The sequence below is a fragment of the Bradyrhizobium sp. B097 genome (assembly GCF_038957035.1).
Lineage (GTDB): Bacteria > Pseudomonadota > Alphaproteobacteria > Rhizobiales > Xanthobacteraceae > Bradyrhizobium.
The window spans coordinates 684,648-697,475 of sequence record NZ_CP152412.1 but is presented as its reverse complement, the minus strand read 5'-3'; the positions used below and the strand labels follow the sequence as shown (position 1 = coordinate 697,475).

Annotated in this window: 12 protein-coding genes; 1 reads left to right on the top strand and 11 read right to left on the bottom strand. The window is 64.9% G+C overall.

All coding sequences use genetic code 11. The annotated features are described in order from the left end of the window. Window positions 1-14: 14 nt before the first annotated feature. Window positions 15-1,667: a fatty acid--CoA ligase gene (locus AAFG07_RS03245; RefSeq protein ID WP_342725991.1), complete on the bottom strand. Its 1,653-nt coding sequence runs from the start codon at window positions 1,665-1,667 to the stop codon at window positions 15-17. 384 nt (window positions 1,668-2,051) lie between these two features. Here AAFG07_RS03245 and AAFG07_RS03240 point away from each other — a divergent pair, with 384 nt between their 5' ends. Next, complete coding sequence (locus AAFG07_RS03240) at window positions 2,052-3,092, top strand: AraC family transcriptional regulator (protein WP_342725990.1); 1,041 nt, start codon at window positions 2,052-2,054, stop codon at window positions 3,090-3,092. Between the two features lie 347 nt (window positions 3,093-3,439). Here AAFG07_RS03240 and AAFG07_RS03235 read toward each other — a convergent pair whose 3' ends face one another. From AAFG07_RS03235 to AAFG07_RS03190, 10 genes are all read right to left on the bottom strand, one after another. Then, the gene (locus tag AAFG07_RS03235) at window positions 3,440-3,868 is read right to left on the bottom strand and encodes a hypothetical protein (protein WP_342725989.1); all 429 of its coding nucleotides are present in this window, start codon (window positions 3,866-3,868) and stop codon (window positions 3,440-3,442) included. A 104-nt stretch (window positions 3,869-3,972) separates the two neighbouring features. Further along, the gene (locus tag AAFG07_RS03230) at window positions 3,973-4,839 is read right to left on the bottom strand and encodes a transglycosylase SLT domain-containing protein (RefSeq protein ID WP_342725988.1); all 867 of its coding nucleotides are present in this window, start codon (window positions 4,837-4,839) and stop codon (window positions 3,973-3,975) included. Between the two features lie 60 nt (window positions 4,840-4,899). Further along, window positions 4,900-5,430 carry a YbjN domain-containing protein gene (locus AAFG07_RS03225; RefSeq protein ID WP_342725987.1) on the bottom strand — a complete coding sequence of 177 codons (531 nt, stop codon included), beginning with the start codon at window positions 5,428-5,430 and terminating at the stop codon, window positions 4,900-4,902. 13 nt (window positions 5,431-5,443) lie between these two features. Further along, on the bottom strand, window positions 5,444-6,481 hold the full coding sequence (locus AAFG07_RS03220) for a peptidylprolyl isomerase (protein WP_342725986.1): 1,038 nt from the start codon (window positions 6,479-6,481) through the stop codon (window positions 5,444-5,446). Then, window positions 6,478-7,071 carry a hypothetical protein gene (locus tag AAFG07_RS03215; protein ID WP_342725985.1) on the bottom strand — a complete coding sequence of 198 codons (594 nt, stop codon included), beginning with the start codon at window positions 7,069-7,071 and terminating at the stop codon, window positions 6,478-6,480. Before AAFG07_RS03215 ends, AAFG07_RS03220 begins: the two co-directional genes overlap by 4 nt. 2 nt (window positions 7,072-7,073) lie before the next feature. Beyond that, on the bottom strand, window positions 7,074-8,942 hold the full coding sequence (locus AAFG07_RS03210) for a putative porin (protein ID WP_342725984.1): 1,869 nt from the start codon (window positions 8,940-8,942) through the stop codon (window positions 7,074-7,076). A gap of 78 nt (window positions 8,943-9,020) precedes the next feature. Next, the gene (locus AAFG07_RS03205; RefSeq protein ID WP_342725983.1) at window positions 9,021-9,830 is read right to left on the bottom strand and encodes a TonB C-terminal domain-containing protein; all 810 of its coding nucleotides are present in this window, start codon (window positions 9,828-9,830) and stop codon (window positions 9,021-9,023) included. Then, window positions 9,827-10,360: a hypothetical protein gene (locus AAFG07_RS03200; RefSeq protein WP_342725982.1), complete on the bottom strand. Its 534-nt coding sequence runs from the start codon at window positions 10,358-10,360 to the stop codon at window positions 9,827-9,829. The genes AAFG07_RS03205 and AAFG07_RS03200 overlap by 4 nt, the downstream gene beginning before the upstream one ends. 20 nt (window positions 10,361-10,380) lie before the next feature. Then, on the bottom strand, window positions 10,381-10,785 hold the full coding sequence (locus tag AAFG07_RS03195; protein ID WP_342725981.1) for a biopolymer transporter ExbD: 405 nt from the start codon (window positions 10,783-10,785) through the stop codon (window positions 10,381-10,383). Window positions 10,786-10,790: 5 nt separating this feature from the next. Beyond that, window positions 10,791-12,824 carry a DUF2341 domain-containing protein gene (locus AAFG07_RS03190; RefSeq protein ID WP_342725980.1) on the bottom strand — a complete coding sequence of 678 codons (2,034 nt, stop codon included), beginning with the start codon at window positions 12,822-12,824 and terminating at the stop codon, window positions 10,791-10,793. Window positions 12,825-12,828 lie beyond the last annotated feature (4 nt).

Sequence of the window (12,828 nt, the reverse complement as noted above, 5' to 3'; positions counted from 1 at the left end):
CTGCACCCGAGCCGTCACATGTCGCCGTACAGCTCGCGCAGCTCCTTCTTGTTGATCTTGCCGACGCTGGTCTTCGGAATGCTGTCGATGAACAGGATCTTGCCAGGGATGCCGTATTTCGAGATCACGCCCTTGTCGGCGAACAGCTTGAGATGGTCCTTGATGGCCTCGTCGCTGAGGCCGTCGGCACCGGACGGTTTCTTGACCACGAGCGCGAGCGGCCGCTCGCCCCATTTCTCGTCCTTGACGCCGATCACCGCGGCCTCGGCCACGCCCGCGCATTGCGAGATCAGATCCTCGATCTGCAGCGAGGAGACCCATTCGCCGCCGGTCTTGATCACATCCTTGATCCGGTCGGTGATCTGGACATAGCCGCCCGGGCTGACTACGGCGATATCGCTGGTGTGCAGATAGCCGCCCTCCCAGAGCTGCTCCGAGCCTTCGGGGTTGTTGAAGTAGCCCTGGGTAAGCCAGGGCGCCCGCAGCACGATCTCGCCGGGCGACTTGCCGTCATGCGGCACGTCCTTCATGTCGGGATCGACGATGCGCAGGTCGACCAGCGGGCCGGCCATGCCGGCGCGGGTGCGGAATTCGACCTCGCCGTCGGGATCGCCGCTGAGATCCCTGGATTGGACATGGGACACCGCCGCAAGCGGGCCGGTCTCCGACATGCCGTAACCCGCGAAGATGTCGATGCCGGCCTCCATCGCCTGCTTGGCCAGCGCCTTCGGCAACGCAGAGCCGCCGATCACCATCTTGAGGCCCTTGAGATCGACCTTGGCCGCAGCGGCGGCGTTGAGCAGCATCTGCAGGATGGTCGGCACGCCGTGGGTAAAGGTGACGCCTTCGCTCTTGATCAGCTTGACCAGCATCGCCGGCTCGTAGCGGCCGGGATAGACCTGCTTGGTACCGGCCAGCGTCGCCGACCACGGAAAGCCCCAGGCGTGAACGTGGAACATCGGCGTGATCGGCATGTAGACGTCGTCGCGCGAGAAGCGCCCCTGCGACCCGGCCATGCCGAACAGCGCAAGCCCGGCGATCGTGTGCAGCACGAGCTGGCGGTGGCTGTAATAGACGCCCTTCGGCAGACCGGTGGTGCCGGTCGTGTAGAAGGTGGTGGCCTGGGTGTTCTCGTCGAAATCGGGAAAGTCGTAATCCGGCGAGGCCGCCGCAAGCAGGTTCTCATATTCGCCGATGAAGGACAGGCTGCCGGTCTGCGGCGAGGGCTTGTCCGACATCACGATCATCCGCTTGACCTTGGGCAGTTGCGCCTTCAGTCCCTCAACCAATCCGACGAACTCTTCATTGACCAGCAGCGTCGATGCGCCGGCGTGATCGATCGTGTAGGCGATCTGCTCCGGCGACAGGCGGACGTTCACCGTCTGCAGCACGGCCCCCATCATCGGGATCGCGAAGAAGGCTTCGAGGAAGCGATGGCTGTCCCATTCGAGCACGCCGACGGTGTCGCCGGGCTCGACGCCGACCTTGCTGAGCGCCGAGGCGAGACGGCCGATCCGCTCTCGGGTCTGTCGATAGGTCTGGCGCTTGAGATCGCGATAGACGATCTCCTGGTCCGGCGCCTGGACGCTCGGCGTGTGCCAAAGCTGCTTGAAGATGAGCGGATAGTGATAGGCGGATTGGGCAGTCTGAATCAGCCTTCCAACCATGGAAGCCTCCCTCGACCTGGCATGTCCTCCGACCGTTGCGTCCGCAGTTCTAAGCGAGCGGATCGTGTGGTCTGCCGTGCTGCATCACGACGGTCTGGCCGTGTGACATTAGGACGAAGCCTCGCGTGACGCCCGAGATTTGTGAAGGTCCGAAACGGACATCGGCGGGGTCTCAACCGGACAAGGTGCTCTCATCAATGGCGGCGGTCTTGCTGCTGCGCAGCAAGGGAGGCCCATTGATGAGTCTTGGGTTTTGGCGCGAACCGGCTATGTTCCGAGGGCTAGCGAACGGAAATCCACTCGGGCCAGGTTTGCGGCGCACTGCTTTCCGACCGAAGGAAAGGCTGGTTCACTTTGCAACCAACCACGCGACTGAAGAGGCCTGTGGGCTCCCGCAACGATATCCTGACCGTCGGCACCAGCGATAAGGTCTATGAGACGACCAAGCTTGGCGCCGTCTTCGACATGCTGGCCGGCGCCGGCGTCCCGGCCGACGCCATCCTGCGCGACACGCGAATTCCGCTGGCCGACGTCCACTCACCGCAGGCGCGGATCTCGCTGACGCAGCTGATGACGGTTTGTCAAAACGCGCTGCGCCTGTCGACCGACCGTCATTTGCCCTATCGCATCGGCGCATCGATCCACATCTCGACCTACGGAATGTACGGCTATGCGCTGCTGTGCTGCCCGGACTTTCGCAAGGCAATGGAATTCGCGATGCGCTACCACGCGCTCGCCGCGCCGCTGGCGACGATCGAATTCGCCGAGGACAAGGCCCATGCGAGGTGGACCATCGAGCCCAATCTGCACGCACTTGCCGATTCCGCGCTGTACCGGTTCGTCGCCGAGATGCAGATCGGCATCCACATTTCGCTGATGCGCGACATCATGGGACCGGGCTTCGCTCCCCTTGAAATCACGCTCGCCTATCCGCAGGCACCGGACTTCGAGCTTCCGCTCGATCATGTCGGGTGCCCGGTGCGTTTCGATCAGCCGGCCAACCAGATCGTCTTCAAGGCGCAGTTGCTGGACCGGAGAGCGGATCTCGGCAACAAGACGACGTATCCGACCATCGTCGCCCTCTGCGACGACTTGCTCGGCGACTTGAGATTGCGGACCGGCATTGCCGGAAAAATCCGCGCCATCCTGCTTCGCGACATCGCAAACCCGCCGACCTTCGAGGCCATCGCCAAGCTGCTCGGCGTGAACGACCGGTCGTTGCGGCGCCAGCTTCGCCAGCAGGGCTTTTCCTTCCGGGGGCTGCACGACGAGCTGCGGACCCAGATCGCGCTGAAATATCTCCGCAGCACGACGCTGGCCAATGACGACATCGCATTGGCGCTCGGCTTCAGCGATGCAGCAAACTTCAGGCGTGCGTTCCACCGCTGGACCAACAAGGCCCCGAGCGATATCCGCGGCGAATAGCGTTTCCTACCCGCACGCTTTCAGGGGTGCCGGTCCTAAAACGCGTAGGAGTTCGTGTTGGGCTGTACCGTCAGCCGGAAAGCGATGTCGGTCGAACCGTCCATCCTCTCGAGGACTTCATGGCAAACCAGGCATAGAAACTCGCCTGCCGCGCCGCCCTTCGACGTCAGTTCGATCCGGCGATAGCCGGCTTGGCATTTTGGACACGTCACATCGGATTTGCGCATGAAGTCAGCAAGCGGTTGGGAATCAGTAAGCGATTGCCATCTTCATTTTCCCATACGCCACCATCGGAAATGTGACGAGTCGCATCACCAAGATCGAGCATCATTGGACATCGACGATCGTCACCGATGTCCGACCGGCGACGTGTAGACCGGCGCGGCCGGGCGGTACGGAAACGCCGAAACCCCGAAGTTGCGGCCATATTGCTGCTGCACCGCCGGGATGTTGACCACGCCCACCTTGAGATCCTGCGATTTCGCGTCGATCGGCGGCGTGTTCGTCACGGGCGGATTGACCTGATCGACCTGCTTCTTGAGCCGCTCGTTGATACAGCCAAGCGAGGCCGCATCGCCGCAACGCTCGGCGGGCGCGCCGCCGCTGCCTCTTGCCGCGGCCCGGCCGGTGCCGCCACTGGTGTCGCGGTTAAGGTTGAGCGCCGGCGGCGGTGTGCCGACGACAATTTCCGGCAGCGGCGTGTGTTGCTGCGTCTGTGCCTGCGCCTGCACCATCGACAATCCGGCAACGGCGACCGCCAACATGATCACTTTCATCGGTGCTGCTCCTTGCAGAACCACAACTGTTTCAAACGATAGGAAGCCAGAGGCAGATATCAAGCGAGGATATCAAGGCAACGATATGAATGAGAGCGGCCTTGCTATTTCCCTCCCCGGGCCTGGATCACAAGCGCGTTGAGCCGCGTGTTGAGTGCGACGAGATCGACGCGGCCGATGCGTCCGCCGCCGCCGAGGCATTTGCGGCTACATCCGCCGCCACCGGCACGGCCCGGCTCGCCGAAGGTCGCGACCGGTACGGTACCGGTCACCCGAAAGCCGCGGGCAAATAGCCGGGCGCGCACCGCCACGCAATAATTCACCGACAGATAGGAGAAGCGGGTCTCGCCATGACCTGCACGGTACTTCATGACCGCGGTGCACAGGTCGCCACCGGCAAGGCGCCATGCCTGCGCAAGATACATGACGCCGAGGTGAATGTTGTTCTCGGGAATCGCGAGTTCGGCAAGCGAGCCGGAGAAGCCGAGCATGCGCGCGGTCGACGGCAGCAGCTGCATCAGCCCGATTTCGCCGACGCCGCCGATCACGTCGGGATTGTAGCCGCTCTCGACGCCCATCACCGCCTCGGCGATCTCGGGCGCGAGTCCGCTTCCCGCGGCCTCCTTCTCGATCAGCGCGCGATAGCGCATGCGCGCGTCCGAGACCGCGGGCTGGCCTACCGGCGGAGGCGGGAGCGTTTTCCCGCCGCCGTCCTTCGCCGCATCTTTGGCCGGCGCGGCCGGCTTCGCCGTCGCCTCGGCCGGCGGCTTTGCCGTGGCGTCGGCTGAAGGGTCTGCCGACTCGACGGCGGCAAAGCGCGTGCTGAATGACGACGCCGGCGTCTCTCCCTCGGCACGGGCGGGCTGGACAAGACAAAGCGCGAGCACAAGGCAGCCGGCTGCGATGCGGCTGCCCCGGTGACGAGCGGGATCAAGCAGCTTCCGCCATCGGCTGCAGCTGCCCGCCTTCATCGTTGAGGCACCGTCATTCATCGGTCGCTTACGGCCCCGATCGTCGCGTGTCCGCATGATTTACTGGATCGTCGGACCTGCCCCTGCTTCCGCGGCGTGCTCATGGGACGGCTGCTGGGCCGGCGCACTCGGCTGCGGGACAGCCGCCGCGCCATTGCGGGCGACGATCTTCGGCAGCTCCTCGCGCAGATAGGCGATCAGCTCCTGAACCAGCCGGTCCCAGACCTCGATTTGCGCCCGCACAAAGTTCGGCGCCACGCCGCCGGCCACGGAGACATCGAGGCAGAACATCAGGAACGGCTGGCTGAACTGCAGCCGCCCGAACCGCCGCGTCGTGTTCCAGCGATTGACGAGGTCGAGCGGCAGCTCGCCCTGCACCTGAAGCGTGGTGACCAGCGTGGCGTCGACAAAACTCTGCTCCTCGCCGACGAGCTGGTTGCCCGGCCGGATTTCGAAGCCGAGCCCCGCCGTCGCCGAGCGCAGATAGGTCGTGTTGGCGACCGGATCGGTCAGCGTTTCGACGCGATAGCCGACATTCTGGAAGCTCTCGCGCAATCCGTCGATGGTGAGATTGGTGATGATCTCGGGCATCTTTATCTCCGTATTACTTTTTCGACGCGTCGAGCAGGCTCGACAGGGCAAGTTCGTTGAGGACGGGCGGATGCTGCTTCAGCAGCTCGGCGAGATAGGCCCGCCGCATCATGTTCGACCGCTCGGAGCGGATCTGCTGCACCAGCTGGTCGCGCACTTCGGGCAAGGTGCGGGTATAGGACGCCTTGGTGTCGAGCAGCTTGATGATGTGCCAGCCGTCGTCGAGCTTGATCGGCTCGGACACGCTGTTCTTGGCGAGCCCCATCACCTGGTTGCGGATCTCCGGACGGATTTGGCTCTCGGCAACCCAGCCGAGGTCGCCGGCATCCTTGGCAGCGTTGTTGTCGCCGCGCGCGATCGCCGCGAAGTCGGCTCCCGGCGCCTTGAGCTTGCGCTGCACGTCGTCGAGCTCCTGCTTCGCCTTGTCCTCGGCGGCCTTGTCGCCCTCCTTCGGCGCGGCGACGAAGATCTGCGCGAGCTGGAATTGCCGCGGCATCAGGAACGCGGCGCGATTGGCCTCATAGACCTTCTGCAGGTCGTCCTCGCTCGGGAAATTGGCCGGCGGCGTCGACACCGATTGCAGGTAGAGCTCGACCACCGCGCCCTCGCGCGCCCGGTCGAGCTGCGCGGCGACGGCGGGTTGCTGATCCCACTTCTTCGCCACCGCCTCCTGCAGCACGAGGCGGTTGGCGAGCAGCAGCCGGACCGCCTGGCTCAGCATGGCCGGATCCTTGGCCAGCGCAGCCTGCTCGCGCGGGGCAAGAGCTGCGACATAGCTGCGGAGATCATCGGCGGAGACGTTGGTGTCGCCGACGCGCGCGATGACATTCTCGGGCGCGGTGGGCTTCGGCGCAGCAGCGACCGGAGCCGGCGCGGGCGTGGCGGCGGCTTGCGCCTGAGCCGCGGGCTGTGGCTTCCTGACGGGAGCCTGCACCGTCCGTGGCGCGGGAGCCTGCGCTTGCGCCGAGACATCGAGCGGCGCAACGAAAGCCGCAACGGCGGCGGCGAGACCGATCGACCGAAGCGGCTTCACGATAGTGGCGGTCGTCATGGATTCACCTTCTGATCGAGGAATTTGTCCTGGCTTTCCTGCAGCTGATTCTGGATTTCGACCCGGCGCTGCTGAATCATCGGCTCGCGCGAAACCACGATCTCGCCGATGGTCAGGTCCTTGTAGCGCTGCACCATCTCCTTGCCGGCCTTGATCAGCTGGGTGTTCTTGGCAATGCAGCTCTTGGTGCTGGCCTTGTAGGCGGAGGCCTCACCTTCGAACTTGGCGCGCTCGGCGTCCTTGGTGCGGGCAACAGTGGCAGCTTCTTCGTAAGCCGACTTCCACTTCTCCAGCGTCTCATCGCGTTCGGCGAGCCGTTGATTGAACTCGTCGACGGCGTCGCGATGCTCCTTGTCGGCTTTCTTCAGCTGCGCCTTGAGGTCGTCGACCTCCTTCTTGGCCACCGCCTTCTCGCGATCGGCGTCGGCGACCTTGGCCTGCAACGCCGTGCGCTGGTCTTCCAGCGCACGGGTCTGCGCCGTCGCGCTGCGCAGGGCGTCGCGCAGGCGATCGGTCTCGGACTGGGCGAATGCGGTGCCGGAGCTCAATGCTCCGATCACCATCATCAGGACGAAGAGTGCGATGCGCATGGTCAGAACTTCGCGTTGAGGTCGACTTGCAGGACGTCGACGGCATAGGGGTTGCCGGCGATGCTGTTGGCGCTCATCCAGCGCAAGGTCGCCCAGACATTCTCGCCGAGACCGATATTGCCGCCGACGAAATAGCCCTTGAGGTTGGTGCCGCCGAGACCGAAGTCGGAGTCGGCGAAGGCATCGATGGTGGCGTCGGATTCGAGGTATTTGTAGCCGGCGTGGACGTTCCAATCCCAGAGATGCTTGATCTCCCTGTCGCCGACGGTGACGCGGCCGAGCCAACCCTGATTGCCACCGTTGAACGCGCCGGGCGTGTTGCCGCCATCCGGGCTCGGCCCGCGATTGTTCACCGCCGCAGCGTTCATGAGGGAACGGCTGAACGCGGTGTTGTTGACGTATTCGCCGTCGAGCACGATGTGCGTCGGATGGAACTGTCCGAGATCGAGCTGTCCGCTGACGACCACCGGGCGATACTGGCTGACCAGTCCGAAATACTGGTACTGGAAGCTGGTGCCGCCATTGTTGCCGGTGCCAGGGGGATCGGGGATGATGTTACGCAGCGCGAAATAGCTGTTTCCCTTCTGCGCAAAGGACGGCCGGGTCAGGTCGGTATCGCAAACGTCGGCTGCAACCTCGACGATGCAGGGACTGGAAAGCTGGCCCTGCACATTGTCGAAGTCGTAGTAGGCGACGCCGAACCGGAATGCATAGTCCTGATTGAATCGCGCATTGAAACCGACCTGGCCTCCGAACAGCCACTTGTCGTGGCTCGCGAACTTGGTTGGCGGAGTCGTCAGATTGATTCCGGCGTTGAAATCGGTGTTATAGATCGGGAATGCGCCGGCCACCGCGAATGGCGTGAAGCCCTCCCACACCTCGTGCTTGGCCTGAACGGCAAAACCGTCGAATCCAAGTTCGCGGTACCAGACCAGATCGGTCGGCGACCAGAACGGATTGTCGAAACGGCCCGCGGAGATCCTCAGATCGTCGCCCCAGGTCTGCCAGTTGATGTAGCCGCGATCCAGCCAGACGCCATACTTCGAGAAGTTGCCCCCGCTGCTACCAAGCGTCTGATTAGTCGACACCGGCGAGTTATTTTCGCCAGACGCAATGCGCAGGCCGGCCGTGAACCCGTATAGCAGGTCCGCTTCCATGCCGAGGCGGCCGCGAAACCGGAACTGGTTGCGGTCCTGCAGGGCATCATAAGTCGGCGCGGAATAAGGGTTCGAGATGGACGAAAGGTCGTAGGGCGAACCGGTGTTGATGGCGTTGAAATTGATGGCGCCGGCCTGGTCGTTGCCGGTCGGGAAATAGTTGCCCTGATAGCGCACGCGCGCATCGCCGTAGAAGCGGATGCGTTGCGCCCATTCCGGGTAGGTTCCGGGCGACGCCCAGTTTTCTTTCTGCGCCTTGGCCATCACCTCCTGCTTAATCTCTTCCCGTAACTGTCTTTTGACGACTTCGGGAACGTAGGTGACGTGCCTGGTGCCCGGCGGCTGCGCCGCCGCCGCGGCGGCGGTTGCGGCCTTGGTAGCGTCGTCGGCCTTGGTGGTGGCGTCCTTGGCGGCCTGGCGGGAGACATAGGCCTCGTCCTCGGCCTGCTTGATCAGCGCCTGGGCCTGCTCCTCCTTGAGGACACCCTGCTGCACCAAGAGATTGACGAGGTTGACGGTGGCATTCGACGATGTCGGCTTGGTGCTCGACACCTTCGGCTTCTTGGCATCGGTCCGCTTCGCCGCGGCGGCGGGACCCTGCTCGGCGGCCTGGTCCGCGGTCTGGCCCACGGCCGGCGTTGCGCAGGCGAGCGCGCTCAGCGACACCGCAAGCGGCAACGCGCGCCATTCTGCGTGAGCTCGTTTCTTAAACATCAGTCCCCCAGTTCTCACTCGCACATTGAAGTTCGTAGGTTGGTCGTTCGAATGTTGGTCGTTCGTCAGTCGGTCTCGTCAGCTCGGCCGTCGCGCGGTGACGCGCGTGACCACCGGCATCGGCATGTCCTTGGGCGGCGGCTCGCGCAGCGTCAGGCTGCCGATCACCTCGTTGCGAAGCGCCGCATCGATCTCCGGATTGCCGGAGGACGGCGTCAGGACGACGCGGGTGACGTGGCCGGAGCCATCCACCCACAGCCGCACCTGGATTTGCGTCGCCATGTTGCGGGTCTTCGGATTGGCGCGGATCGCCGCCTCGACCTGCGAGGTGATGATCGTGGTGTACCAACCCCAGCGGCTGCCACCGCCGCCGCCTCCGCCATACGGGTTGCCGCCGGGCTTGCCGCCGAGATTGAACAGATCGCCGGGTCCCGTCGGCTTGGCATCGAGCGACAGCGGACCGGGCGGCTCGTCGTTCTTGGCGTCCTTGGCCGGCTCGTCCTTCGGCTTGTCGACCGGCTTCTCTTCCTTGAACTCGGGCTCCGCCATCTTGGGCTGCTCGATCATCTTCTGCTCGGGCTGCGGCTGTGGCGGCGGAGGCGGAGGTGGCGGTGGCAGCGTCACATTGACGATGGTGAGATCGCGCACCTGACGCGGCGGCGGCAGATCGTCGTGACCGAGAAAGAAGTAGACGATACCGCCAAGGAACAGCGCGACCACCGCCACCACCGCGCCGTAGCGCAGCAGCGCGCTGCGCTCGCCCTTCCGGGCGGCCGTGTTGCGGGCAGCGGTCGGCGGCGCCGCGGCTGTTGCGGGCGCGACGGCGACATCGTGATCGTCGGCTGACGGCGCGGCGCGCGCGTTCTGGTCCCGCATCGGCGCGTTCATGGCGCGGCCTCCACCGAGGCGCGGTCGAGCAGCCTGTCATTGACGTATTGCATGACGAAGCTGGCAAGCGCGTCGAAGTCCGTGGTCTTCAGGATGACCTTGGTGTCGGGGCCTGCTTCGATCGCTGCGTGGAAGGTCTCAACCTCGCTCAAATAGTCGACATAGGCCATCGCGTCGATCGACAGGCGGGCCCACGGGCATCGCGAGATTGTCAGCCGCAGCGGGTTGTCGGCGGGCTCGCGGCCCGCGACGTACCGGCGCAGCACATCCGCGAGCTTGACCAGCAGGGCCTCGCCATGAACGGGAAATGCCACCACCTCGCCGCGCGGCTCTTCGCGCACGTCCGCGGCGACCGGGACCACACCGAGTTCCGCGCCAATACCGGCGCGGATCGACACCTGCGAAACGGGCTCGGCGCGCGTGACGTCCGCTGCGCCGCAGCCGTGATCGAATGATCGCATCATGCCGCTCAGCCACGACCGCAGCGTCCTGCGCTCGGTCAGCGGGAAGGGTGATGGCTGCGTGATCATGGCGTCGCTTCCCGACTGGCTCACTTCACGAGCGGCTTGGTGGCGAGCCCGACCTGGCTCAGGCCGATACGGCTGAGCAGATCGAACACATCCATCACGCTCTGGTACTGCGCCTGCGCATCGCCGCGCAGCACCACCGGAAATTCCGGCGTCAGCGCCTTCTGCTGGATCAGCCGCTGCTCGAGCTCGGCCAAGGTCACCGGTACAGTGTCGAGGAAGATCTTGCCGTCATTGGCGACCGTGATCGCCTTGGTAGTCTGGGTCGCAAGGCCCGGCGCCGCCGAGGCCTTCGGCAGATTGACCTTCTGGCCCTGCACGGTCGCCGTCGTCATGATGATGAAGATCACCAGCAGCACGTAGGCGAGGTCGAGCATCGGCGTGATGTTGATGTCGTCATAGGGCTTGGAGTCGGCCTGGATCTGCATGGCCGTTACTCCGCAGCGATGCGGTGTTCGATCGGGTCCGGCCGGTCGGCGGAATAGAATTCCGCCATCTTGGTCACGAACTCGTCGACGAAGACCTGAATATCGTTGGTCAGGTCCTTGATCCGGGAGATCAGGTAGTTGTAACCGAACAGCGCCGGGATCGCGACGCCGAGACCGGCGACGGTTGCGACCAGCGCCGCAGCGATGCCGGGCGCGATCGCGTTGACGTTGACATCGCCGCTCGCCGCGATCGCCGCGAAGGTGATCATGACGCCGACCACGGTGCCGAGCAGGCCGAGGAACGGTCCGCCTGATATCGCGATGGTCAGCACCACCATCAGTCGGTTGAGGCGCTGCATCTCCTTGACGACGCCGCTATCGAGCGCCGCGCGGATCGCCGCGATCGAGACCGCCGACAGCACCGGCGCGCGCTGCGAGTTGCTGAAGCGGTGGCGGATTTCCGCGGCGCCGATGTGGTAGATGCGGTAGAGCGAGGACGAACGCATCATCTTGGCGTCGGCCTCGGTGAGGCGTCCGCCCAGCGTCGAGATATCGTCGGCGTCACCGCGATCCAGCATGGTGAGATCGGCCGCGATCTCGCGGAACCCCTTCATGAACTGGGCATTCGCCTTGGCCTGCTTGCTGAGATACGAGGCTCTGTCGAACATCACCACCCAGCTGACCGCGGCCATGATCAGGAGAATGCCGATCACCACCCAGCCGTCGAGCGTCACCGACTTCAGGATCACCGCGAAGTAGCCGGACAGCCAGCTTGCAGTCTCCTCGTCGACGCTGAATGCCATCAGCTTGGCCTGGTCGGGGCCCTGTCCGATCGCCATCACCTTGATGAGTCCGGCGGGCCGCGCGACCTTGCTGATCTGCAGCTCGTCGATGTCGCCGACGAAGCCGGCCATCGCGGCGGCTACAGGCGCCGGTGCCGGCGTTGCCGCCGTATCCGGCGTCGCCGCGGGCGCGGCGCCACCGTCCGCGGCCGGCGCATCAGGGGGCACTGACGGTGTTGCTGCGGACGGGGCCGTCGCAGGCGCGATCGGAGACGCACTGGAGGTCGACGAGTCTCCTCCGATCAGGCCAACGGTATTGAGGGCGGGCAGACTCGCGCTGAGCGCGGCGTAGGATACGCCGTCGAGATAGAGCGTGACCTGACCGTTTCCGGCAACGACGGCGACATGATGCCAGCTGCCGGCCGCCACCGGTGCTCCGGCGCTCGAGCGCTGCACGGAGCCCGCATTGGTGACTTCGACAAACGGGCTGCCATTGTCGACACCGACGACCAGTGCGTTGGCGCCGTCACGCCGGCTGAACAGCGCGGCGTTGGGCTGCAAGGCGGCCGGCTTGATCCAGGCCGACCAGGTCAGCGCAGCACCATCCGGCGCCGCGAGCGACGGCGAGGCCGGCACGGTTACCGGCGCGCGGCCGTCGAGCCGCAAGCCGGTCCCGATCAGAGAACCGTCCGCCGGCTGGCCGACGCTTTGGGCGTTGTTGGCCCACACCGAGGAATCGATCGCCGGCGTGCCGCGCTCGTTGAAGTGATAGACCGTCAGGGTATCCGGATCGTAGGTGCCCTTGGGATCGCTGGTCGCGAGCGCTTTCTTGTTGCCGTAATAGAGCCAGATATCGGTCCGCGCGCCGGGCGCAATGTTCGGCACTGCGACCCAGACCAGGCCTTCGCCAAGCAGCGAATCGAACTTCTCGATGTGATGCTTCAGCGGCGTCTTGTCGTCACCGGCGACGAACCGCAGATCGCTGCCGTCGTCCTTCGCCGAGCTGAAGCGGAAGTTGCCGACATGCAACCGCACCAGCACCGGCACCCCGCCGATCGGATCGGTGACGTTGGCGCCCGACGCGCTGACGTCGACCGTGATCTTCTTGCGCAGCGACCATTCGTCGTTCCACCACGCATTGGCCGGCGCGAGCGACGCCACCAGGGCGACGAGCCCGAACAACAACGCCGTCGCGACGTTCGCAATGCCTCGACGCAGCGCCGGCCGGCGCGTGCGTCGCTCGAGAGTAAGAGCCATCCCC

Excerpts from the sequence above, each read along its gene's own strand:
- AAFG07_RS03245 (WP_342725991.1), bottom strand. The coding sequence starts at position 1,667 with ATGGTTGGAAGGCTGATTCAGACTGCCCAATCCGCCTATCACTATCCG.
- AAFG07_RS03235 (WP_342725989.1), bottom strand. The coding sequence starts at position 3,868 with ATGAAAGTGATCATGTTGGCGGTCGCCGTTGCCGGATTGTCGATGGTG.
- AAFG07_RS03230 (WP_342725988.1), bottom strand. The coding sequence starts at position 4,839 with ATGAAGGCGGGCAGCTGCAGCCGATGGCGGAAGCTGCTTGATCCCGCT.
- AAFG07_RS03225 (WP_342725987.1), bottom strand. The coding sequence starts at position 5,430 with ATGCCCGAGATCATCACCAATCTCACCATCGACGGATTGCGCGAGAGC.
- AAFG07_RS03220 (WP_342725986.1), bottom strand. The coding sequence starts at position 6,481 with ATGACGACCGCCACTATCGTGAAGCCGCTTCGGTCGATCGGTCTCGCC.
- AAFG07_RS03215 (WP_342725985.1), bottom strand. The coding sequence starts at position 7,071 with ATGCGCATCGCACTCTTCGTCCTGATGATGGTGATCGGAGCATTGAGC.
- AAFG07_RS03210 (WP_342725984.1), bottom strand. The coding sequence starts at position 8,942 with ATGTTTAAGAAACGAGCTCACGCAGAATGGCGCGCGTTGCCGCTTGCG.
- AAFG07_RS03205 (WP_342725983.1), bottom strand. The coding sequence starts at position 9,830 with ATGAACGCGCCGATGCGGGACCAGAACGCGCGCGCCGCGCCGTCAGCC.
- AAFG07_RS03200 (WP_342725982.1), bottom strand. The coding sequence starts at position 10,360 with ATGATCACGCAGCCATCACCCTTCCCGCTGACCGAGCGCAGGACGCTG.
- AAFG07_RS03195 (WP_342725981.1), bottom strand. The coding sequence starts at position 10,785 with ATGCAGATCCAGGCCGACTCCAAGCCCTATGACGACATCAACATCACG.
- AAFG07_RS03190 (WP_342725980.1), bottom strand. The coding sequence starts at position 12,824 with ATGGCTCTTACTCTCGAGCGACGCACGCGCCGGCCGGCGCTGCGTCGA.